This is a genomic window from Algoriphagus terrigena DSM 22685, from assembly GCF_000429445.1.
In the GTDB taxonomy this organism is placed as follows: Bacteria; Bacteroidota; Bacteroidia; order Cytophagales; family Cyclobacteriaceae; genus Algoriphagus; species Algoriphagus terrigena.
This window is the reverse complement of record NZ_AUBW01000026.1, coordinates 53010-75147: the sequence shown is the minus strand read 5'-3', so window position 1 is coordinate 75147 and position 22138 is coordinate 53010. Positions and strand designations below refer to the sequence as shown.

At 48.9% G+C, this 22138-nt stretch carries 22 protein-coding genes; 9 read left to right on the top strand and 13 right to left on the bottom strand.

The window, feature by feature from the left end:
• Positions 1–241 (bottom strand): IS110 family transposase (locus tag G459_RS0120805; protein ID WP_026967026.1); only part of this gene is annotated, 241 nt, incomplete at its 3' end.
• 76 nt (positions 242–317) lie between these two features.
• Between G459_RS0120805 and G459_RS0120800 the strand changes: the two genes are divergently transcribed.
• Positions 318–995: a nitroreductase family protein gene (locus G459_RS0120800; protein WP_026969367.1), complete on the top strand. Its 678-nt coding sequence runs from the start codon at positions 318–320 to the stop codon at positions 993–995.
• A gap of 74 nt (positions 996–1069) precedes the next feature.
• Here the strand turns inward: G459_RS0120800 and G459_RS0120795 are convergent, their stop codons facing one another.
• The 3 genes from G459_RS0120795 to G459_RS0120785 are packed head-to-tail and all read right to left on the bottom strand — an operon-like array spanning position 1070 to position 3700.
• Positions 1070–1897: a mechanosensitive ion channel family protein gene (locus G459_RS0120795; RefSeq protein ID WP_026969366.1), complete on the bottom strand. Its 828-nt coding sequence runs from the start codon at positions 1895–1897 to the stop codon at positions 1070–1072.
• A 22-nt stretch (positions 1898–1919) separates the two neighbouring features.
• Complete coding sequence (locus G459_RS0120790; RefSeq protein ID WP_026969365.1) at positions 1920–2624, bottom strand: methyltransferase domain-containing protein; 705 nt, start codon at positions 2622–2624, stop codon at positions 1920–1922.
• Positions 2621–3700 carry a type III polyketide synthase gene (locus G459_RS0120785; protein ID WP_026969364.1) on the bottom strand — a complete coding sequence of 360 codons (1080 nt, stop codon included), beginning with the start codon at positions 3698–3700 and terminating at the stop codon, positions 2621–2623. Before G459_RS0120785 ends, G459_RS0120790 begins: the two co-directional genes overlap by 4 nt.
• A 92-nt stretch (positions 3701–3792) precedes the next feature.
• On the opposite strand from G459_RS0120785, the gene G459_RS0120780 reads away from it, so the two are divergent.
• Positions 3793–4689: a UbiA family prenyltransferase gene (locus tag G459_RS0120780; protein WP_026969363.1), complete on the top strand. Its 897-nt coding sequence runs from the start codon at positions 3793–3795 to the stop codon at positions 4687–4689.
• Here G459_RS0120780 and G459_RS0120775 read toward each other — a convergent pair whose 3' ends face one another.
• Positions 4690–5808 (bottom strand): NAD(P)/FAD-dependent oxidoreductase, encoded by a 1119-nt coding sequence (locus tag G459_RS0120775; protein WP_026969362.1) that lies wholly within the window; start codon positions 5806–5808, stop codon positions 4690–4692.
• 107 nt (positions 5809–5915) lie between these two features.
• Here G459_RS0120775 and G459_RS28090 point away from each other — a divergent pair, with 107 nt between their 5' ends.
• Both G459_RS28090 and G459_RS0120765 read left to right on the top strand, forming a co-directional pair.
• Positions 5916–8447 carry a zinc-dependent metalloprotease gene (locus G459_RS28090; protein WP_035456547.1) on the top strand — a complete coding sequence of 844 codons (2532 nt, stop codon included), beginning with the start codon at positions 5916–5918 and terminating at the stop codon, positions 8445–8447.
• A 75-nt stretch (positions 8448–8522) separates the two neighbouring features.
• On the top strand, positions 8523–8936 hold the full coding sequence (locus G459_RS0120765) for a Fur family transcriptional regulator (protein ID WP_035456545.1): 414 nt from the start codon (positions 8523–8525) through the stop codon (positions 8934–8936).
• Here G459_RS0120765 and G459_RS0120760 read toward each other — a convergent pair.
• On the bottom strand, positions 8933–9163 hold the full coding sequence (locus G459_RS0120760) for a hypothetical protein (RefSeq protein WP_026969360.1): 231 nt from the start codon (positions 9161–9163) through the stop codon (positions 8933–8935). The two genes, G459_RS0120765 and G459_RS0120760, sit on opposite strands and share 4 nt — an antisense overlap.
• Before the next feature lie 151 nt (positions 9164–9314).
• Between G459_RS0120760 and G459_RS0120755 the strand changes: the two genes are divergently transcribed.
• The gene (locus tag G459_RS0120755; protein WP_026969359.1) at positions 9315–9788 is read left to right on the top strand and encodes a YcxB family protein; all 474 of its coding nucleotides are present in this window, start codon (positions 9315–9317) and stop codon (positions 9786–9788) included.
• A gap of 121 nt (positions 9789–9909) precedes the next feature.
• Here G459_RS0120755 and G459_RS0120750 read toward each other — a convergent pair whose 3' ends face one another.
• Together G459_RS0120750 and G459_RS0120745 are read right to left on the bottom strand one after the other, a co-directional pair.
• Positions 9910–11058 carry an FAD-dependent monooxygenase gene (locus G459_RS0120750; protein ID WP_026969358.1) on the bottom strand — a complete coding sequence of 383 codons (1149 nt, stop codon included), beginning with the start codon at positions 11056–11058 and terminating at the stop codon, positions 9910–9912.
• 39 nt (positions 11059–11097) lie between these two features.
• Positions 11098–14235, bottom strand: a complete 3138-nt coding sequence (locus tag G459_RS0120745) for a S41 family peptidase (protein WP_026969357.1) — start codon at positions 14233–14235, stop codon at positions 11098–11100.
• A 96-nt stretch (positions 14236–14331) separates the two neighbouring features.
• Here G459_RS0120745 and rlmH point away from each other — a divergent pair, with 96 nt between their 5' ends.
• Together rlmH and G459_RS0120735 are read left to right on the top strand one after the other, a co-directional pair.
• The gene (rlmH, locus tag G459_RS0120740) at positions 14332–14805 is read left to right on the top strand and encodes a 23S rRNA (pseudouridine(1915)-N(3))-methyltransferase RlmH (RefSeq protein ID WP_026969356.1); all 474 of its coding nucleotides are present in this window, start codon (positions 14332–14334) and stop codon (positions 14803–14805) included.
• Positions 14806–15095: 290 nt separating this feature from the next.
• Positions 15096–15926, top strand: coding sequence for a hypothetical protein (locus tag G459_RS0120735; RefSeq protein WP_026969355.1), 831 nt, complete (start codon positions 15096–15098; stop codon positions 15924–15926).
• 122 nt (positions 15927–16048) lie between these two features.
• Here G459_RS0120735 and G459_RS30650 read toward each other — a convergent pair whose 3' ends face one another.
• The 4 genes from G459_RS30650 to G459_RS0120715 form a co-directional block, all read right to left on the bottom strand.
• On the bottom strand, positions 16049–16231 hold the full coding sequence (locus G459_RS30650) for a DUF6252 domain-containing protein (protein WP_425393751.1): 183 nt from the start codon (positions 16229–16231) through the stop codon (positions 16049–16051).
• A 452-nt stretch (positions 16232–16683) separates the two neighbouring features.
• A complete protein-coding gene (locus G459_RS0120725) occupies positions 16684–17199 on the bottom strand; it encodes an FKBP-type peptidyl-prolyl cis-trans isomerase (RefSeq protein WP_026969353.1) in 516 nt (171 codons plus the stop codon).
• Between the two features lie 210 nt (positions 17200–17409).
• The gene (locus G459_RS0120720; RefSeq protein WP_026969352.1) at positions 17410–19113 is read right to left on the bottom strand and encodes a capsule assembly Wzi family protein; all 1704 of its coding nucleotides are present in this window, start codon (positions 19111–19113) and stop codon (positions 17410–17412) included.
• 3 nt (positions 19114–19116) lie between these two features.
• Positions 19117–19782: a hypothetical protein gene (locus tag G459_RS0120715; protein WP_026969351.1), complete on the bottom strand. Its 666-nt coding sequence runs from the start codon at positions 19780–19782 to the stop codon at positions 19117–19119.
• Positions 19783–19913: 131 nt separating this feature from the next.
• On the opposite strand from G459_RS0120715, the gene wecB reads away from it, so the two are divergent.
• Positions 19914–21008 (top strand): non-hydrolyzing UDP-N-acetylglucosamine 2-epimerase, encoded by a 1095-nt coding sequence (gene wecB / locus G459_RS0120710; RefSeq protein WP_026969350.1) that lies wholly within the window; start codon positions 19914–19916, stop codon positions 21006–21008.
• Complete coding sequence (locus G459_RS0120705) at positions 21005–21487, top strand: cupin domain-containing protein (RefSeq protein WP_026969349.1); 483 nt, start codon at positions 21005–21007, stop codon at positions 21485–21487. The genes wecB and G459_RS0120705 overlap by 4 nt, the downstream gene beginning before the upstream one ends.
• Positions 21488–21497: 10 nt before the next feature.
• Here G459_RS0120705 and G459_RS0120700 read toward each other — a convergent pair whose 3' ends face one another.
• Positions 21498–22061 (bottom strand): hypothetical protein, encoded by a 564-nt coding sequence (locus G459_RS0120700; RefSeq protein WP_026969348.1) that lies wholly within the window; start codon positions 22059–22061, stop codon positions 21498–21500.
• Positions 22062–22138: the final 77 nt, after the last annotated feature.

The following is a 22138-nucleotide window of genomic DNA, read 5'->3' as shown; positions in this document are numbered from 1 at the left end:
AATATCCTTCCAGAACATAATACACAGGTTTCCAATAAACGCCTGTGCTTTCCATAGCAACATGGGTTACTCCTTGGTTTTGAAGCCAACCGATCAGCTTCTCCAGATCCTGGGTATGGGTGGCAAAGGTTAACGTCTGCTCTGGCAGATCTTTTCCTGAAACGGTGGCAACTACCGTGTCGCGATGAACATCAAGGCCGCAGCCTCGTTCAATGAGTTGGGGAAATTCTATCATGTCCATATCGTAAATAAGTTGTGGTAACTCCTTTTACGACTTTCATGGCTGTGGGTGAATTTCCCTAATTCATATAAGTTTTATGGAAAAAAAGCTGATCAACGGATTTGAGCACCTGTCCTATTCAAGGCCTGACCTGAGCTTGGAGAAACTGAGCGAAAATGCGCGGACTTTCTATTACGAGATGAATCAGAGAAGGACAGTCCGGGAATTTGACACGAGGCCGGTTCCGGTCGAAGTCATCGAAAACATCATTCGTACTGCCGGCACCGCGCCTTCTGGCGCGCACAAGCAGCCTTGGACATTTTGCCTGATCCAAGACCCCGAGATCAAGCGAAAAATTCGGGGCGCAGCGGAGGAAGAAGAAAGGATAAGCTACGCCAGCCGTATGCCAACTACCTGGAAGAAAGACCTGGCTCCGCTTGGGACGGACTGGGAAAAGCCATTTCTGGAAGAAGCTCCCTATCTGATTGTGGTGTTCAGGCAATCATTCGGCCTGCAGGACGGCGAAAAAGTACAGCATTATTACGTCTCCAAGTCCGTCGGTATCGCCTGCGGGTTTCTGATTGCAGCCATCCATCAGGCCGGATTGGTCACGGTGACCCATACGCCGAGTCCGATGAACTTCCTGAGCGAAATCCTGAATCGCCCTGTTCACGAAAAACCTTTCTTGCTCTTGCCGGTGGGTTTTGCGAAAGCGGAGACTTTTGTGCCGAATATCGAGCGAAAATCGCTGGAAGAAATTCTAGTCCGCTATTAGCCTTTTTGTAAAAAAAATGTCCCCCGATCAATTGAATTTGACCGGGGAAACAGGCTTCTAGTACTCTTTCAACATTAGTCGTTTTTGGAAATCACAACACGCTGCGGGAACGGGATCTCGATCTCGTTGGTGTCAAAGCCGGATTTGATTTTTTCCATGGAGTCAAAATAAACCGGCCAAAGATTATCCGTATCGGTCCAAGCCCGAATCACCAGATCGAGCGAACTGTCTCCGAAATTATTCAGGAAAACCACCGGTTCGGGATCTGCATGGACTCGCTCATCGCTTTTCAAGATATCCAGAATCACCTGCCGGGCTCTCTTAAGATCAGTGCTATAGGCCACTCCAACTTTCAAATCCACCCTTCTGGTAGGCTGCGAAGTCATATTCACCACTTCGGAATTTGCCAGATTCCCGTTAGGGATTACCACCTCCTTGTTATCGAAGGTGTTCAAGTGCGTGTAAAGGATGTCAATCTTGGTCACCTTGCCCGTGTTGCCCTGCCCCTCGATCACGTCCCCGACTTTGAAGGGTTTGAAAAGCAAGATCAGAACTCCGCCGGCAAAGTTGGAAAGCGAGCCCTGGAGGGCCAGACCGATAGCCAAACCCGCCGCGCCCAGGATCGCCAAGAAAGAGGACATCGGCACACCGAGGATCGTCGCAATCCCGATGAACAGGGACACATAAAGTACCGCCTTGACCAGGCCGACCAGAAAGATATTCAGGGAAGGATTTGCGTCCCGTGCATTGAGCAGCCTACTAAATCCCTTGACCAGCTTGTTGACAATAAACTTGCCAACGAAGTAGAAAAGGAGCGCGTAGACGAGCGTCGGGACGATTTGATAGGCAAGATGGATTCCCTGATCCAAGATTGATTTGATCGTTTCCGGAGATAATTCCATAACAAAGGAGTTGATTGCAGATTTAAAATGAGATCAAAACTTGCCATCTAAATGCCCAAAACCAACGAATTTCGAAAGATTCTATCCCGGCGGCCTTCAAAATTCTTTCCCAATCGGCTTTTTTGAAACTTCTCAACACCGAAAGTGAGGCGTCATTGCGCACCATGGGCGATTTGCTGAAAATCCCGGTCAAGATCCTGATGCTGTGAAAAGCAAACCAATGCCGGTGCAGATCATTGATGACGATTCCCAGGGAAGCTTTGCTTCGAAAAGCCCGAATCAAGTCGACTAATTCGTGGTCGGTGAAGTGATGGGTAAAGAGCGTGCAGGTAACCAAGTCCACTTTCTCCTGAGAAAAAGTCGGGTCAAATACATTTTGCACCCGCCATCGGACATTGGTGACTTCACTCAGCCTAACCTTCGCCAGCTCGATAATGTTTCTGTTAGCATCTATTCCCAGAAAATCCACAGTCAAGTTCCGAGATTTGGCCCACCGATTCATGATGCCGATCATATCTCCCCCACCGCAGCCAATGTCTGCGATTCGGTAAGAGGCTTGTGGATGGCGGCTCATTACTTTGGCCAGTCCATCCGTGGTGACGTGATTGCCGCCCAGCCAGCGATTGATCGTCTTCAGCTCACGAAGGGTCTGCTCGAGCTCTTCTCCGGAGCAGTCGAGGTCGTCCATGAGTTCCTTTTCCTCACTTCTCTTCTCAAAGATGCTCATCGCTTCTCCAGGTGTAGCGTCTCCAAGGTCAGTCCCGGACCAAACCCCATCGCCAGGATTTCGCCTTGCACGTTGGGGTCGTTCATCATCCGATCCAGCACAAAAAGTATCGTGGCCGAAGACATATTTCCAAATTGCCTGAGCACATTCATGGCGTGAAAATTAGCTTCCTCACCAAGCTCGAATGCCTCCTGCACCTTCTGCAGGATTTGCTTTCCTCCGGGATGAATCGCAAAATTCCGAATCTGACTCAACTTGAATTTCTTTTCAAAAACTTCTTTGAGCTGACGGATTCCCTGATCCAAGAGCGCAGGGATGTACTTACTCAGCTTCATCTCGAAGCCAAAATCCCCAATTCCCCAAGCCATATCCTGATCGCCGTCTTTGAATACCTGACTTAGGTAGGACTTGATTTTCAGGCCTTTTTCCGAGTTCATCACCAATGCCGCCGCCGCTCCATCTCCGAAAAGCGAGTTGGCCAGCAGGTTGTCTTCGGAATATTCTTTTTGAAAATGAAGAGTGCAGAGCTCCACCGAAACCACCAGCACCCTTGCGTCAGGCTCCGCTCTCAGGATCTTATCGGCGAGCTTCAGCCCAGTAAATACCGCATAGCATCCCATGAAATGCACACAATACCGCTCCACATCATCCTCAAGTCCGAGTTTTTCCATCAGCTGAAGCTCCACGCCGGGAGCGACCATACCCGTACAGGATACGAGGATCAGATGAGTTATAGAGTTCATTTGTTCGCCAGATCGATTCACACAGGAGATGGCGGCTTCCGCAGCCAAATCGGGGGCAGCTTCTTGAAAAATTTCCATCCGGGCTTTGGTCCCCGGAAAAGGATCGAGCGCTTGATTTTTTGGGAAAAATGAAAAATCCTCCACACGCAGTTTGTCAAAATCCCGCAGCACGCTGTGACGACTCTCGATGCCGGTTTTTCTGTAGAGAAACCCCAGTTTCCTCCCTTCGACTTCATCCAGCTGATGCGCCAGCTGCATAAACCGGGCGATTTCGGATTGTTGAATCGGGTTTCCCGGAGCGGAAAGACCGATGCTGACTATACTGGAGTTCATCAATTTAAGTTAAGGTATAATTTATAAATTGGTTGGCTATCTGCATAACCTCCCTAGTCTGAAAAAGTTAAGTGGTTCACAAAAAAACTGCCATGGTCACCCGTTCGAGTCTCAAACACCTTCGCATCCCCTTTTCGCTGTTCCTGATGCCGGTTTTTCTTTTTTCACTGGCGCTGACTCCAAACCACAATGAGGGGCGACTGTTACTTATATTCCTCGCTCTTCACCTATTTCTCTACCCCAGCAGCAACGGGTACAACAGCTATTTTGACAAAGACGAAGAGAGTATCGGCGGTTTGAAGCATCCCCCCAAAGTCACTCCCGACCTGTACTGGCTCTCGCATGTATTTTTACTCGTTGCGCTGGGACTGGGTGCGCTGATCAGCTGGAGTTTCGCCTGCATGCTGCTGACCTATGCACTGGTGAGCATGGCCTATTCCCACCCTTCGGTCCGGATCAAAAAGTACCCTTGGGCCAGCTGGTTTATTGCCGGATTCTTTCAGGGATACTTCACTTTTGCGATGACTTATGCGGGATTGAGCGATCTGGGTTGGGATGTACTGCTCAAGCCGCACGTCGTTATCCCCGGACTGATGACCAGCCTCATGCTTTGGGGAAATTATCCGCTGACGCAGGTGTACCAGCACCGCGAGGATTCCAGGCGGGGCGATCATACACTCAGTATCAAGTTGGGGATCAGAGGAACATTTTTGTTTTCCGCTTTCATTTTCGCGCTCACCGGAGCTGCCTTTGTCTGGTATTTTTTGGATCGAAATCAGGTGGAGGTGATCTGGGTTTACTTGGGGGCAATGGCCCCGATCATGCTTTTCTTTCTGATCTGGTTCGGATTCGTCAATTCCAATCCGGAAAAATACGCTTCCTATTCTTGGACAATGGGCATGAACAGCATTTCGGCATTGGTCCTGAACGCCTTCTTTATCTATTATTTTCTGGAAAACACCCAGATCATGCAAGTGTTTGGTTATTGATCAAAAGGGGTTTCCGTGTGTCTTTTTGATGATCTGCTTCGCAAAAAATGGAATATGCTGGATGAGACTTCGTGTGAAAACAGAAGCTCCAGTTGCCCCAAAAAGCCGCTGAATTTTTCTCCCGACCCAAAGTCGTTGACGGAATTCGGCATTCCAGGTCCTCGAATAAATAGACTCAACTTCGTCTCGCTCTTTTCCCGCCAGAATGGCTTCGGCTGCCATTTTCCCGGAATGGATCGCCATGGCCATCCCGTTTCCACAAAGCGGCGTAATCAGACCTGCCGCATCGCCGGCCATCAAGAGGTGGTTTTCGACCGGGCTTTTAGGCTCAAAATTAATCTCATTGATCACTTCGGGTTTCTCAAACAGAAAGTCGCTTTCCGCGAAGATCCTCTTGAGTATCGGATTCTTCCATAATACCTGTCGCTCCATCTCTCCAATGGAGCCACATTCCCGCAATTGATCTCTGCTGCCTAGATAGCAGAGGTTGACCTTTTGGTCCTCGATCGCATTGAGTCCGCAATAACCGCCGTCAAAATTATAAAGTGCGACAGTGTCCCTCGCAAAATCTGCCCTGATGTGATATTTCACCCCGATATAAGGACTTCTTTTCTCCATGAAAGGCCGCGCAAGCACCTTATCCAGTCGACTTCGCTTCCCGAACGCCCCGATCACATAGTCCGCTTCGAGTGTGGTCTGATCAGAAAGCGTCAGCTGGAACTTTTCCGCGCTCTTCTCAAATTGGACATCGGAGACCTGAATCCCGCATTTGACGTCCACTCCGGCATCATTTGCCTGTTGAAACAGCCAGGCATCCAGCACGTATCTGCTGACACCAAATCCTCCCAAGTCGAGCGGAATCTGAACTGCACGGCCATGAGTATCGCTGAACTCAAACCGGGAAATCTGCGGCATGTCCACAGAATCAGGGTATAAGCGTTCTCTTTTGAGAAAATCAAGCACCTCATTGGAGATATATTCTCCGCAGACCCGGTGAAAAGGATAAATCTTTTTTTCGATCAAGAGCACGTCTTTCCCCTTCCTTGCCAGAAGTATAGCGGAGATCAGTCCAGCCAAACCACCTCCGATAACGCAGATTTTATTTTCCGTTTCCTTCAAAAGCCTTTGGTTTGATGCTGTTACCGCCTATCAAAAAATAAGTTCGTCTGCTCACTTATCCCGAGGTTTGGAAGTTACTTTATTCCTTGAATTCAACTTACATAATCATGAATAAAACCCTACCCAAATTACTGAGGAGATCTCTCTTTGCTTTAGGAGTGATGGGGTCGCTGCTTTCTGCAGAAGACTCTTTTGCGCAAAAGAAAAAGAAAAAAGGCCAGGAAGCTCCTGCTCCCACGGCACCTGCAAAGGCGCCCAGCTCGCCCAACAACGGGCCAAAGCCATACAAAGAAGTAATCACTGCAAAGGCGAAGACCAAAGAAGGGCTCTTCAAAGTACACCAGATCGAAGACAAATACTTCTACGAAATCCCCGACTCACTCTTTGGCAGAGATATGCTGATGGTGGTCAGGATCGCCAAAACCGCGGACGGCATCGGGTATGGAGGGGAAAATACCAACAACCTGATGGTACGCTGGGACAAAAACGGCGACGACATTCTCCTGAAAGTAGTCTCTGTCAACAACTATGCGCCGGACTCCCTGCCCATCTCCATGGCAGTGAAAAACTCAAACTTGGAGCCGATCCTACAGAAATTCGCTGTTAAATCCCGGGGAACGGACTCCACCGGGGTCGTGATCGAAGCGACAGACCTTTTCAACAAGGACAATCAAGCACTCGGACTTCAGCGCAGCAGGCGTACCGAATACAAGGTGTCCCGTCTGGATACAGATCGTACCTACATCGCTCATGTCAATGCCTACCCGATCAATATTGAAGCGCGCTACGTGCTGACTTATGCAGCAGCCGAGCCACCTTCAAACAGTGCGACGGGATTGATTACACTGGAGATGAACGCTTCGATGATCCTTTTGCCTAAGGTCCCGATGCAGCAAAGACTCGCTGACCGCAGAGTGGGCTGGTTTGCCAGATCGTATGTGGATTACGGTTCTGACGCTCAAAAAGCCGCTTCACGCCGCTACCTCGATCGCTGGAGACTGGAAGTAAAACCAGAGGATATGGAGAAATTCAAGCGGGGCGAACTGGTCGAGCCGGTGAAACCCATCGTCTTTTACATCGACCCAGCCACTCCAAAGCAATGGATTCCTTACCTGATTGCTGGTGTAGAAGATTGGCAATCTGCATTTGAAGCCGCAGGCTTTAAGAATGCCATCCTGGCTAAGGAAGCACCAACTCCTGAAGAAGATCCTACCTGGAGCACAGAAGACGCACGCTTCTCCGTGATCCGATATTTCGCTTCTGATATTCAAAATGCCTACGGCCCTCACGTGTCAGATCCGCGATCAGGAGAGATCTTGGAATCACATATCGGCTGGTACCACAACGTGATGAACCTGCTCAGAAACTGGTTCTTTATCCAGACTGCCGCCATCAATCCAGATGCCCGCGGAGTCAATTTCTCCGACGAGGTGATGGGTAGCCTGATCCAATTCGTGTCCTCTCACGAGGTCGGCCATACCTTGGGATTGCCTCACAACTTTGCATCCTCGGTGGCTTATCCTGTGGAAAAACTCCGTGATGCGGCCTTCACCAAGGAATTTGGCACCGCCCCATCCATCATGGACTATGCCCGATTCAACTACATCGCCCAGCCGGGTGACGAAGGTGTCAGCCTGATGCCAAACGTCGGCCCGTACGATAAATATGCAGTAGCGTGGGGTTACAGACCTATTCCCGATGCGAAAACTCCAGAAGCGGAGCAAGCAACTTTGAACCAGTGGATCTTGGACAAAAAAGGCGATCCAGTCTACCGATACGGCCGCCAAGGAAACAGCTACGACCCTACCACACAGTCTGAAGACTTGGGTGACAATGCCGTGAAAGCTTCTGAATACGGGATCCAAAACCTAAAGCGAATCCTGCCTAATCTGAAGGAATGGACATCCGAAGAAGCCAAACCCTTCAAGGACTACGCTGATCTGGAAGAAATGTACGGACAGGTGATCACCCAATTTAACCGCTACATGGGTCATGTGCGAACCAACGTGGGCGGCGTGGAAGAGATCTACAAATCATCCGGTGAAGACGCTCCTGTGTACACTCATACTTCCAAAGAGATGCAGAAGTCTGCCGTAACCTTCTTGAATACGCAGCTCTTTGCAACTCCTACTTGGATGATAGACGAGGAGATCATTGCCAGAATCGGCGACTTTGGAGCTTTAGAAAGAATCCGCGCCATCCAAGTGACTTCGCTAAACGGAATCCTGGACTGGGGACGACTCGGTCGGGTAATCGAAAACGAAGCCCTGAACGGAAACGAAGCGTACAAAATGACCGAGCTGTTTGATGACCTGAGAAAAGGAATCTGGACAGAACTGGCCTCCGGCAAAACCATCGACGTGCATCGCAGAGCTTTGCAGCGCGCACATATCGAGCGTCTTGAGGTACTTCTGAAAGAAAGCCCGACACAAGTGCCTCCTCAATTCCGTCAGTTTGTGGGTCCGCAGATCAATGCTGCTCAATCGGACATCCGACCAATGGCCCGCGGAGAACTGAAAACGCTCCAGACTCAGATCAGATCTGCCATCGGGCGTACCTCCGATCGCATGTCAAAACTCCATCTGGAGGATGCTCTGGCGAGAATCGATAAAATCCTTTCCGAAGAATCCGGAAAATAACCTCAAATGGCGCCGGTTTCGGCGCCATTTTTTTTCACTTGTTTTTTGAGTTAATTTTGGGATCAAACAGCCATCATGCAAAGCCCGATAGCCATATTGCAGTCCCACAAACTGAGAATCACCGATTGCCGACTAGAGATCATTCAGGAGTTTCTTGACAAGAACATCGCCCTTTCGCATTCAGATCTGGAGGAGACACTCAAGCAACAGTTTGACCGCGTCACGATCTACCGTTCGCTGAAGACTTTTTTGGACAAGGACCTCATTCATAAAGTACTGGACGACAGTGGCGCCACCAAATACGCACTTTGCTCCCATGGAGAGACCGTGCACGATCACAGCCACGAGCACGTTCATTTCAAATGTGAAACCTGCGGAGAAACTACCTGTCTGGAAGACATTACGCTACCTCAGGTCAAACTGCCCGCTGGTTTTGAAAAAAAGGAAATGAGCTTGCTGGTGCAGGGGGTCTGCGAGAAGTGTCACTAATACTCCACCAAATCGGGAGTTTTTGATTTTTTTGGAGAATCAGACGGCCAGATTACTCCCGGTGGCAGATCGATCTTGGGAGGCGTAAGATTCTCGATTCCCCCATCCCCGTCATCATTGTTGCTGTTGCCTCTTCGGATAGCATTTCGAGTCATCGTGGCAACAAAATAGATCAAGATGACATAAGCCACACCGCACATAAAGAGATCAATCACGAGACTGTTCATGGCTAAAAATTTTCAGATAATATAGTCTAATGGATATTGTAAATCAATGGAATAAACCATTTGTTTTCGTTCCATTGCAGGATTTATGATTTTTTTCGGCTTGCTTAATCAATCGGATAGCTAGATATTTGCGCTCGCTAATTCCATACCAATGATCATCAAAACGAAAAAATACCAGCTCGAGACTGGAACTTACATAAAAATGGGCCTTAAATCCATCCTAAAAGAACAGTGGTGGGTGATCCTGATCGCACTTGCGATCTGTTGTGGATACTTCTGGATTGCGTCTATCTGGTGGATTGTCGGTGCGGCGATCGCTTATGCGCTGTACGTTCTTTTTTGGACGATCCAGTTTACCGGAGTGACTCAGATGGAGCAGAACAAGGCTATCTTCCAAAAGATGGCCTACGAGATCGACAGCCGTCAAATCCTCATGAAACTCAATGCCCGCGAAGGCATGCCGGTGCAGTGGAACATGATCAAGCGTGTAGAACTCACCAAAGACGCTTTCGTGCTCTACATGTCCAAGGCGCAGTTTATCCTCCTGCCTTTCCGCATATTCAACACCGACAACGAAAAGCGGTTCTTTGAAACGATCCTGAAGAGAAAAGAGCTGATCAAGTAAGCATTTATTCGAAGCAAAAAAAAAAGGCCTCCTGGAAATTCCGGGAGGCCTTTTTTACTTTTAGAAGCTGTTCCGGTTCCCTTCAGAATCCATCATCTTTCTTTTGACTCGATAAAGCGTATCAGCTAGAACGACTGCTTTTTTTTTTAACGTACCCGATATCAAATATCGTCTCGAGTTGCTTGTAGTTTGTAGACTTGGGCGCCGCTCGCATCAACATATTGCGTAACCAAATCCCCAACGGGTTTTCGAGGTGCGCCACTTTTCCCAGCGTCCAGCTGGTATTGACGATCCTATGCGCCTTTTTCATCCGTAGTTTCTCATAGTCAGAAAAAACCTCCTCCATCGGCGTTTCCTTACGCAAAAGCTGCCCAATCGTATAAGCATCTTCAATCGCCTGGCAAGCTCCCTGCCCCATGTTTGGCGTGGTGGCGTGTGCGGCATCACCGATCAGACAAACCGTCTTATCCTGCCATTTGCTAATCGGCTTCAGGTCCTTAAGCTGGCTGAAGAAAATAGTATCAGGAGGTGTGGATTCCAGGATATTGAGGATTTGCGGAAAGGATTTAAACAATTCAGATAGATTTTTCTGTCCTACCAGGTGTTCGCTGACGACGGCATACCAATAGACTTTATCTGGTGCGATCTGCACATAGCCAAACCGTCTTCCCTTTCCCCAGGCTTCAATGGCCCCATGTCGGTCGTCGAGCGGAAGTTCCATCTCGCAAATGCCTCTCCAACACGCCTGTCCCGTATCCCTAATTTCGCTCGGCTTAAATAGCTCGGTTCTTACGACCGAATTAATGCCGTCTGCTCCCACAAGGAACTGACACCGCTCGGTGGTAGTGTCATCAAAATGGAGCGCGAAGCCTTCACTCCGTTCAATCTTCGAGAGTCGCTTAGACAATTTGATCGATTCAAAACCCAATTCTTCGGCTAGGATTTTTTGCAATTCGCCGCGATGGATGGCGACATTGTACACCCCATACTTTCCCTCAAATCGGGTCAAATCCAATGCAGAGATCGTCCTAAACCACTCGTCCGTAATATTCATCGATGACACGCGATTGCCAGCGGCTTCGATTTGAGACTGGATGCCCAAGTTCCGGAAAACCTGCATGGCATTGTTTGCGAGCACGATTCCGGCTCCAACGGGTTTTATTTCAGATGCGCTTTCGTAGACGGAGACCGGATGACCGAGTTGCTTCAGCGTCAAAGCAGTCGTCAATCCGCCGATTCCTCCTCCGATGATGGCTATGGGTTCTGGCATGGAGTTTTATGTTTTTCACAGAGATGGTTAGAAAAGATCCTACTTCAACTTCTCCAAGATCACCTCAATCGCCTTGTCCAGCTGCTTTTGGCTACCTTCTAAGCGATCCACAAATCCCTCGTCCATCCGGATGTCCGGCTCGACACCGTCTTTCTCCAGGTTGCGGCCATCGAGTGTGTAGCATCCCCATGCCGGAAGTCGGTAGAAGGAACCGTCAACCAATCCCTGCCCGGAAGTGAAGATTATCCAACGGTAGGTCTCCGTGCCGACAATGGTACCCAGTCCCAGATGCTTGAAACCCTGCGCGGTCATCTCAGCGTCCGAAAGCGATTGCTCGTTGATCAGTAGTACGATTGGTTTATCCGAAGGAGAAAAATTGGGCTGATTTGTCAACTTACCGTCGCGGTACTTCCACTGGAGGTAGCTCTTTTGACTCAGGAACTGGAGGACCTGGTCGTGGACATTGCCGCCGGTATTGTAGCGCAGATCGAGGATCAAGCCTTCCCGGTCTGCTTTGTTGGACACCATGTATTCCAGGAAGTGCTGGAGTTCGCCGCCGCCCATGTTTTTCATGTGGACGTAGGAGATTTTGTCGCCGGACTTCTCATCCACATAGGCTTCGTTGGTATCCATCCACTCGTCGTATAGCAAGTTTTTCATGGCGAAATAGGTCGATGGGTGGACTTTTAAAGTCACGGCTGTTCCCTTTCTGTCAAAAGTCAGGATCAATTCCTCGGCCATCGTAGGCCCGGCAAAGTACTGCTCGCGGTTTTTTGTAGTGTCGACCTTTACCCCATTCACTGCGGTCAAGACATCACCCGGCATGACCGGCGCTGGCTCAAGATCTGCAGAACTGTGTTTCAGGATTCGGTTTACGGTAAAGGGGTTCTCCTCTTCAAAGACAATCCCAGCGCTCATCGAGCGCGTGCCGAAGTAAGCCTTTTCCTCATCCCCAAAGGAACTGAAGCCAAAATGCGAGGTATTCAATTCGCCCAGCATGTCGTTGAAGATCGTGCGGAGATTCTCCCGACTGGTCACGTATGGCAAAAATTCCGCATAGCGGTCTCTCAATTCCTGCCAGTTCTCCCCATGAAAGTCCCCGTCATAGAAGTTCTGCTCCATTCCTGCCCAAGCTTCGTAATACATCTGCTCAAACTCGTCCCCAAGTTTCTTGTCAAAGGCTTGAGTGATCTTGATCTCCTCGGTTTTATTGCTAGCAGGATCCAGCGCGTGTACTTTTCCACCTGCTAAAAGATAAACTTTGTCCTTTGCCTGCACGAGTTCAAAACCGCCAACCCGATCATCACCGACCTTTTCGGTCTTTGTTTTCTCAAAATCCTCGAAGGTCGTCTTCCATAATTTTGAGTCTCCCTGATCGTGATTGGACACATAGAAAACCCAAGTCTTCCCGTCCTTCTGCAAGACGACCGGATTGTCTTGCTGCCCAAAAGACGGCCCCACGAGCTCCAGTCGATCCATCAAGTCGCCAGGGGTGATCTTTACTTTAGCAGAAGGGTTTTCCTCCTTGGTCTCTTTTTTATCCTTATCTTCTTTGGGTTCTTCTTTGAAAAGCTCCGCGACCTTATCCGACTCAAAAAGCGCCGCAAACTTGTCCAACTTCATCCGATAAATATTCGCATCGGTGGTGCCATAGGGATAGCTCGCATGCGTCCGGTCGGATGCGAAGTAGATGTATTTGCCATCTGGCGACCAATACGGTGCGGTCTCGGTCACCAAGGTCTCCGTCAGGTTGATCGTTTTTTGGGTAGCGCGGTGATAGACGATCACTTCCCTCTCAAAATTGCGAATCGGGCTGAACACCACATATTCGTCGTCTGGAGAGAGATAGGCATTTGGGGTGTAAAGTCCCCAAAGCTCATCCTCCACGAGTGTCTTACTGGCCAGCGTCTTGAGATCAATCTCGCGGACTTCATTGCGCCCGCCAATGTACACACCCAAGGTCCGCTCCTTGTTCAGCGTCAGCAGCCGGTTCTTGAACTTGTCATCTGTCAGCTGCTTTTCCTCGCCCGGCTTCTGCGCAGAGATCGTAAACCAATTGTGATAGCCCTTCACCGTACGGGAATAGATCAGCGTTTTATTGTCTGCCAGCCACTTCACTTCCTCCACAGCTTCCTTGGGATCCGTCGGGATCTGTTGCACGAATTTCCCTTTCACATCCGAGATGAAAAGCACACCTCTCGAGACAAAAGCCATCTTGTTCCCGTCAGGGGAAACATCAAAATTGGAGATATTCCCGGCCACGTTCCGGTTGATTTCCTTCTGCAAGGTTTGGTTTTGATAGATGGAAATGTTCGGCTGCGTGGTCGCGCCGGAAGCCACATCATAGACGAATATCTGATAGTCCTTGCGGAAAACGATCTTCTCTCCGTTGGCACTGACTTTTGGCCACATGATCGAGGTGGGAAAGTCTGTCAAAGCAGTTTTTGTCGCTCCTTTGATGGTGTACAGATTGTATTCGCCGTTGGCTTCATCCGACTGGAAAAAGACATTTCCAGCCGCGTCAATTGTCGCTCCAAAGTCCTTGCCCTCGTAGTCGGTATACTGCGTGAACTTCTTCGTTGCCGGGTTGTAGGATTGGATGTCCGGATTGTATTCGCCCTTGTAGCGCTTGCGATGCGCAAAGTTTTTACTTTCCCAAGTCTCATTAAAGTAGATCTCGCCCGTCTTTGGCTGCACCACCGCACCGTGGACCGTATTGAAATAGTGCGGAAAAAGACGCTTCGGCGTTGCGCCGTCCAAGCCAATCACATAGGACGCAAAGTTGTTGTACCGGTTGGAGGTGAAGTAAATCTGATCGCTTTCCCAGCTCCAGGACTCCACTTCATCGGTTCCTTCGTGGAAGGTCAATTGGCGGATTTCGCCTCCGGCCATCGGCATCAGAAAGATGTCTTTGTTGCCGTATTGCTCAGCGGTGAATGCCAGCCATTTCCCGTCAGGAGAGACGGCTGGTCGACTCTCAATTCCCTCCATGGCCGTCAGTCGCATCGAAGCCCCTCCCGATACGGGCACTTTCCACAGGTCTCCCTCGAAGCTGAACACGATCTCTTTTGCATCGGGTGTGAGCGTGGGGTCGAGGACAAAATACGGGGCGGAAGACTGGGCAAAGCCGAGGTTTGCTCCACAAAAAAGAGCGAACGCTAGTATAGATTTTCTCATAAATCGGGGGGCAAGAGTGTTCAAAAAAGGAAAGTAAGTTTTATCCCTGAGATTGGAAAGAGAAAACAGTACGGCCTCTATTTCCTAGATTTGTGCATGACTATCAAACTGATCGTCGTCGGCAAGACAGACAACAAGGCCATTATCGCTCTGATTGAAGAGTACAGCAAGCGGCTGAATTTTTACATCAAGTTTGAGCTGGAAATTATCCCTGATCTGAAAAACACCAAGTCGCTTTCCGAAGTCCTTCAAAAAGAAAAAGAGGGAGAATTGATCATGAAAAACGTCATCGCTTCCGACGACTTGATCCTATTAGATGAGCGAGGCAAGAGCTATAGCTCGATGGAATTCTCCGAATACCTTCAGAAAAAGATGAACGCAGGACTGAAGCAGTTGATCTTTGTGATCGGGGGCCCGTATGGTTTTTCGGATGAAGTTTACGCCAGGGCAAATGGTAAACTTTCCATTTCCAAGATGACTTTTTCGCATCAGATGATCCGCCCGTTTTTTATCGAGCAGCTTTATCGCGGATTCACAATACTGCGAAACGAGCCCTATCATCACGAGTAAACAGGTTTCAGTATTCAGTCGCAGTTTGTCGTCATTGCGAAGGGTTGGCCCTACGACAAACACTTGGCAGGAAGTCAAAAACCCTGAAGCAATCTCTTTGAACTTCCTTTCCTTCTCATTGACAACGCCTTCGACTCCGCTCAGGCTGACACCATTGTCACCCTGAGCGAAGTCGAAGGGAAAACTGCCACTGGAAAACCGCTCCCAATGTTAAGTTTTTCATCCTTTTTTTGTCAATGTTACCAAATTGTTAACTTTGGATCAATTGGTTAACATTGGCTTCATTCGGGATGAAAAAGGTCCTACTCATGCTCTTGATTATGACGGGGTTTGCCCAGATCGGCAGATCTCAGACTGACGTGCTTGCGTATGAAAAACTGACCTTTGATTCCCAAAAGGAGCAAGCCATCTGGACCTCTGGGGACGAAAATCCCTTTCACCTCTTCCAGGCAGTGCAAGCGGACAAGATAGTCTCTGAAGATGCATGGACCGTCTTGGTCAAGGACTTGGATTCCAAAGCCTCTAAAAGCGGGACTGACGTCAATTTTCTCCGGCAAATCTTCCAGAAGAGTCACCAGAAGCTCTTCAAAAAGTACGAGCAACACTCCACCTTTAACTTGATGCTTTCCGAGGGACAATTTGATTGCGTCAGCGGATCGGCGGCCTTGGGCATGCTACTCGAGCGATACGGATACGAGTTTGATATCATCGAAACCGACTATCACGTCTTTATCGCAGTCAATCTGGAGGGGGAAAAAATTGTTTTGGAAAGCACTCTTCCCGTCGGCGGCATGATCACTTCCCCGTCTGAAGTTGAAAAATACCTCGACGCATACAAACCCAAAGAGTCTGCGACGCTGAGAGCAGTAAATCAACGGCTAGCTGGGCCTGAGATAGATTACAGCGACAATACGATATTCAGAAAAGTAACTCTGACGCAGCTTGCTGGACTTCAATATTATAACGATGCTATCGTTCATTTCAACGCGCAGGCCTTCGGTCAGGCCGTTGAGCAGTTATCCAAAGCGTATTTGCTGTACCCTTCGGATCGGATTTTAAGCCTTCGTGAGCTGAGCATTGACTTGGCTTACAAAACCTACGGCTACGAACTGAAAAAATGAAATCGGGCTTCCAATCTCTTGGAAGCCCGGCTACATCTCTGGAGTCATCACCCACGTCATCCGGAAACTCACCATCTCAAAAAATTAACCATACTTCGCTCCCAGATCCGGGGAATAACCGCTTACTGCAGGTTTACCTTAAACGATCCATTGGTTACCGTCATAGCGCTGGAGGTATTGTTCACTTTTCCGACAAACTCAAAGGTGCCTTCGATGCGCTTGTCATCGTCAGAATCCACAGTGATCTTTCCTGAAGTTCCTTGGAAAGCGGTGGAATACTGTTCGCCCAACGCGGTACCACCGATGTAGGTCGCGGAGTTGGCGATGTTGGTAAAGCCCAGCGTGTACTCGCCCGGACCATTGTAGTCGAAAGCCGGATCATAAAGCCCTTGCCGGAGTTGTCGGTTCCCTGGAGTACGACTATGTTGTTTCCCCCTGCGGCAATCTTGGTCCCCGAGACCGTGTCGTAGTCTTTGGATGCCGCGATCGTACCTACTCCGGCTACGTCGCCCGTGAATACCTCATTCCCTCCGGACACATCCTGCCCGTCATCATTGGAGCAGGCCATGAAGGCAATAAAAAAGCCCAAAAGAGCTGCCTTTCCCAAAATTTCAATCAGATTTCTCATAACAGTAAAGCTTTGGTTTTTGATTTATGAATAAGTCAAAACTACCTAAGCTCCCTATCTGGCACCATACGACAAATGCCCTATTCTATGAACAGGGCATTTATTGCACGGCCTAAAATCTGGAGAATATTAATGGTGATGATGGCCGTCCGGTCCATGCACATGCCCATGCTCGATCTCGACAGGCTGCGCCTCGCGGATGGAGATGATCTTGCCTTCAAAAGCCAAGTCGTATCCTGCAAGCGGGGGATTGAAATCCATATGCACGCCCAGATAATCGACCTTGATGATTTCGCCCCGCATCTCATTTCCCTTATCGTCCTGCATCGGGATCACATTGCCCACCTTGAGCAGGTCTTTGTTCTTTTTCCCCTCTTCTTTAAAACTTGTCTTTGGGATGATCACCTTTTTGTTTTCGTCGTAATCCCCATAGCCATTTTCAAAGTCGATGGCTACAGAAAAAACGTCTCCGGCTTCCTTGCCGGCAATCGCCTCTTCAAACTTAGGAAGTACATTTTGGTGACCAAACAGGAAGTAAAACGGGGAATCTTCTTGGACTGATTCATACAACTCTTGACCATTTTCTCCATCATCGACTTTGAGAGAATAGGCTACAGCGACTACTGTGTTTTTTTCGGCTTTCATAGGGACAACGCTACTTTGTGATTTGGCATCAAAGATGAGGCTTTTTTAACTTCAACTAGTTCGGGAACACAACTCGACAAACAAGGCAGCCAAATGGACTTCAAGCTGAAAGAGGTCCAAAGGTCTCCACTGTCGAAGTGGGAAAGGAAGGAATTACCCAATAAACTTCACACGCTGCTCATTTCCAGACTGACTGGCCGGGCAAGGAGATTATTTGAATAGATAAGTCAATCCAATCTGCCCCACAAAGTTCTTACGATCGTAGCCAGGGACAAAATACTGGTCGGGGCTATTTTCCAAGTACCATTTGTAGTTCAAGGTACTCACGTACTGGAATTTTCCAGAGAGCAAAAAGCTTCCAAATTTCCACTCCGGTGCCAAGGTAAACACCAAGTCCACATATTTGTTTCTCCAGTCTTTGGATGCCTCATACCGGAAATAGTAGAAATCGTTGTTGTATTCAATTCGCTCAAACTGGAGTCCGATTTTCTTCAAACCCTCTACCCAGGCAACTCCAACAAACAGCTGGTTGGATGCCGGACCGTTCCCGATCCCGAGCACCTGTCCCTGATGGGTGTAGCCATGCCGCACATAATCGTGAATATACCAAGTCCTCAATTGCCGGATATCCTCACGAATCGTCTGGCCCGAGAGGGTCATCTCAGAACTTAATTCGAGATAACGACCCGATTTCTTTAGATTGATCAGATGGGCAAAGCCGAATGTAAATGCTCTTCCTGACTCGGGGGTGGTGATAAAATCTTCGAATTTCCGGCTATTGCCTCTGGTTCCATACTCCCCATAAAACTCAAAGCGTCCCTGTGGACTTAACCATCGAAAATACCCGGAACTGAACTGCTGCCTTTTGTTTGCAATCGGATCAACCACGTTGGAGGGGCCTTTTCTACCGTTGAACACAGGAAGTAGGTCTCCGATACTCGACACATCTTCTCGGTACATATGGCTAACAGACCCATAGCCTAGAAACAGGCCCGGCACCCACTTTGGTTGGTAAGTAAGGATCAATCCGGACAGATACCGATTGCCATCTTCGCGTGGAGGAATGTAGACAGGGTTTTGCTGGAAGTAATAGTCCGGCCACGGCGGCTTATAACCGGATGATTTCAAAAAACCAGCAATCGCTTGTCCTTCGAAAGACCCAATCCCAGTTTTGACGGGTTTTCGGGTGTTCAGCGTGAGGTGCAGAAATCCGGGAGCGTTATTTCCCAGCAGCAGAGAGTTTCTCCGCCCAGGTCCCCACCATAGATTTTCGGTCGAAATCCCCACGGAATATTCCTTCAAGTTGAATCTCAAGCTAGATTGGCCCGGATAGACGCGATTGAAGGCTCCGTCCCCGAAGCGCTCCGGCATGTCGATCCGGTTCATGTATTCGTAATAAAACAGGATTGTCGACTGGTGCTCGATCGGAAATCCGAGGTAATCTTTGTTTTGAGCCAGAAGAATCTCAGGTTGGAATTGGAGCGTGAAGTTCTTGTATTCTGCATAAATACCCGGACTAAAAATCTGCTGAATTCCCCGGTTTGGAATAAATGCGCCGTCATTCACACCAAAAGCATAGGTGGAATTGTATTGCATCTTATAGACACCCGGCATCATCAAAAACTTCCCCTTGCCGTCTTTCCCGAATCGGCCATGCAACTTGGAAACGTCCAGATCGACCACCGAGCTGTCAAGATCAAATCCATTTTCAATCCCAAATGCCTCGGTGGGATAGATCGGACGGATCATCCAAGAAGACGCGGAATCGACCTGACCCGTCAGCTGAAGCCGTCTCAGATACTCGTCCAATACCGGCGTACCCACCGGTATTGTCTGTGAAAAACCGATGGTATGGAAGCCCATAACCAAAAAAACAAAAACCGAAGCCGAGAGAAATTGCAGTGCCTTTTTCATTCCTTAGTTCGTTTGGATGGCTTCAACTTCAACTTTGGCAATCGACCAAGATTCATCGCAGAGTGGGTCAGGAGAATTGTTTGCTGTCAATTCATCTCCCATGTATACTCTCACGCTTGGATTGGAATGTTCAATCAACTTCGAAATACTGTATCTGGTGGTGTAATTAGGCGATGATGAAAAGAGACACCGTCCAGGCAAATTGGTTTGGACAGCACCGGATCTTGGGACATTCTGCCTGAAATAGTCATTTGGGTAGGATTGATACAGGCAATATGTAGACACACAGGGAGTGTTGGAAAAGGTCGTTCGGAACACTTCCGTGCCGTCGTAGCCCATGTACCAAATATCAGGACCTCCTAGCCCATCATCTGGATTGCCATCCCAGCTATCGTGAATCAGTATATCGATGGTAATCTTGAGATAATTGTGCGCAGGAATATCTGGGATGGTCACCGCTACTTCTTCATTGTGATAGTACCCGACCACGGTGTCGCTTTGAAACACAAACAGCCTCGCATTTTCAAATCCCGCGAGATCCAAATCCGAGAAATCGTTTGAATACACTACTTGTTCCATCTCTGCGGTAGGCAAGCAGGAAGTCATGAAGCCAACCATTCCAAAAAGCGCCCAACCTTGCAGGTAATTCCGCCAACTAATCGTTCTCATTCAATAAGATTTACTCAAAAAACACCTCGGCAAAGAAACAAAAATTTAGCCAAACGCTGTGCATCATTGGGACAAAGGGGCTCTCCGTCCGTTTGGATTAGCTATTTTTGCCCAAATAAACCAATGTGCTGATGCCCATCTTTACAATCGTTGCGGGAGCGAGACCCAATTTCATGAAAATCGCCCCTATTATCCACGCTTTCCAGCGGCAGCAAGAGGCCGGAGTGGCCGTGAGCTATCGCTTGGTACATACCGGACAACATTACGATAAGAAGATGTCGGGAGACTTTTTTGAGCAGCTCAACATCCCCGAGCCTGATGCCAATCTTGGCGGAGGAGGGGGAACTCAAGCAGAGCAAACAGCGGCGATTATGGTTGCTTTTGAAAAAGAACTGATCGAAAACCGCCCTGATCTGGTCATCGTAGTCGGCGACGTCACCAGCACCTTGGCTTGCTCCATCGCCGCCAAAAAACTTCAAATCGATGTGGCTCACGTAGAGGGAGGAATCCGGTCCGGAGACCTTTCCATGCCAGAGGAAATCAACCGCATGGTGACCGACAGCATCACGGATCACTTCTTTACCACCTCCGAAATCGCCAACTCGAACCTTCGAGCGGCCGGATTTCCTGACGATAAAATCCACTTCGTGGGCAATACAATGATCGATACGCTCAAAGCGCAAATGCCTTTTTTCAAAAAACCCGAAGGCAAAATTTTCGAAAACTTAGAGGCGGGAAACTACTTCGTGATGACGATGCACCGCCCGGCCAATGTCGATCAAGAGCAGTCGCTTAAAGATATGATTGATGCCATCCTTGCTGGAACCGGTGGCCTTCCGATCATCTTCCCGGTGCATCCACGGACTGCCAAAAACCTCCAGGCGATCGGTATCCAGGCACCCAATCTATTGATGTGCGAGCCTTTGGGCTATCTGGAGTTTAACTATCTGGTGAAAAATGCAAAAGGAGTCATCACAGACTCTGGCGGGGTAACCGAAGAAGCCTCCGTGATGAATGTCCCCTGTGTGACTCTCCGCGACAATACCGAGCGCGCCGAGACCATCCATCTGGGAACCAACGAACTGGTCGGCACCGATCCCAAAAAACTCAGGCCCTACCTCGACAAAATCATGAAAGGTGAGTGGAAACAGTATCAGGGCATTCCGCTTTGGGATGGCAAGACCGCAGAGCGGATCGTCGAGATCCTGGTAAAATCGTACTCATGAGCGAGCAGCGGATCAGTGAATTGATCGAAATCATGGGATTGGTCGCCCATCCTGAGGGGGGCTTTTATGCAGAAACCTACCGATCTACCGAAAACCTGACTACCGCCAGCGGCGAAAGAAGCCTCGCGACATCCATCTACTTTTTATTGCGCTCGGAAGATGTGTCGCATTTTCATCGGATCAAAAGTGACGAGCTTTGGTTCTGGCATGAGGGAAGCCCGCTTTCAATCCATCTATTGGGAGAAAAAGGGCACGAAATTCTAAAGCTGGGGCAAGTGGATCATTCAGGCACTTCTCCGCAGCATTTGGTCAAAGCCGACACGATATTTGGTAGCTCTGTGGATGAACCTGACAGCTACGCGTTGGTTTCCTGTGTCGTCGCCCCGGGATTTGATTTCAGGGATTTTGAGCTTTTCAAAACGGACGACTTGCTTCCGCTTTTTCCTGAGTCAGAAGAAATCATCCGCAAACTCACCTAAGTCCGCTTCGTCAATCTACCCAACCCCAAGGTGCTTCAGGTGCAGCGATGGGTTTGGTCAAGTCAAATTTGACTGTAAAAAGCGTCTCAGAACCCAACCTTCGCAGGTTGTAGGTAAAGGAATTTTCATCGACCGTGATCCACCAGACATTACCCACGGCAGCAGGCAATAGCTCAGCGGTGAATTGATCTGCGGGAAAAAACTGAGTTGTCCCCGAACCGGTATTGCTCGCTTTCCCTCCGTACTGGGTAACCTTGTCCTCGGAGCCATCTTCATAACGGTGATCATGCTTCAGCTGGATCAAGCCTGCGTCATCTTTGGTCAAAACCCAGGTGCGGGATCGGTCCTCACCGACAAAAAAAGAAATCCGGATTCTTCCATCCTCGCAGGATCTAACATGCATGATGAGTCTTCCGGCAAATCTCGGATCTGACTGCGGAGAGACTAATTGTCCCTCGAATGCTTTGCCACAATGGGAACTGAGTTTGTCCCAAAATTGGGCTGAACCGAAGTCTTCCTGCGCTTGCAGCTGAAAACTGACCAGAAATAATGCAAGGGCATAGACGTACTTCATCGCTTAGATTTTCTCCAAAATACTCCAACCAACTTTACCAAACGAAAAAAGGCTCCAAAAAGGAGCCTCTCTCGGTT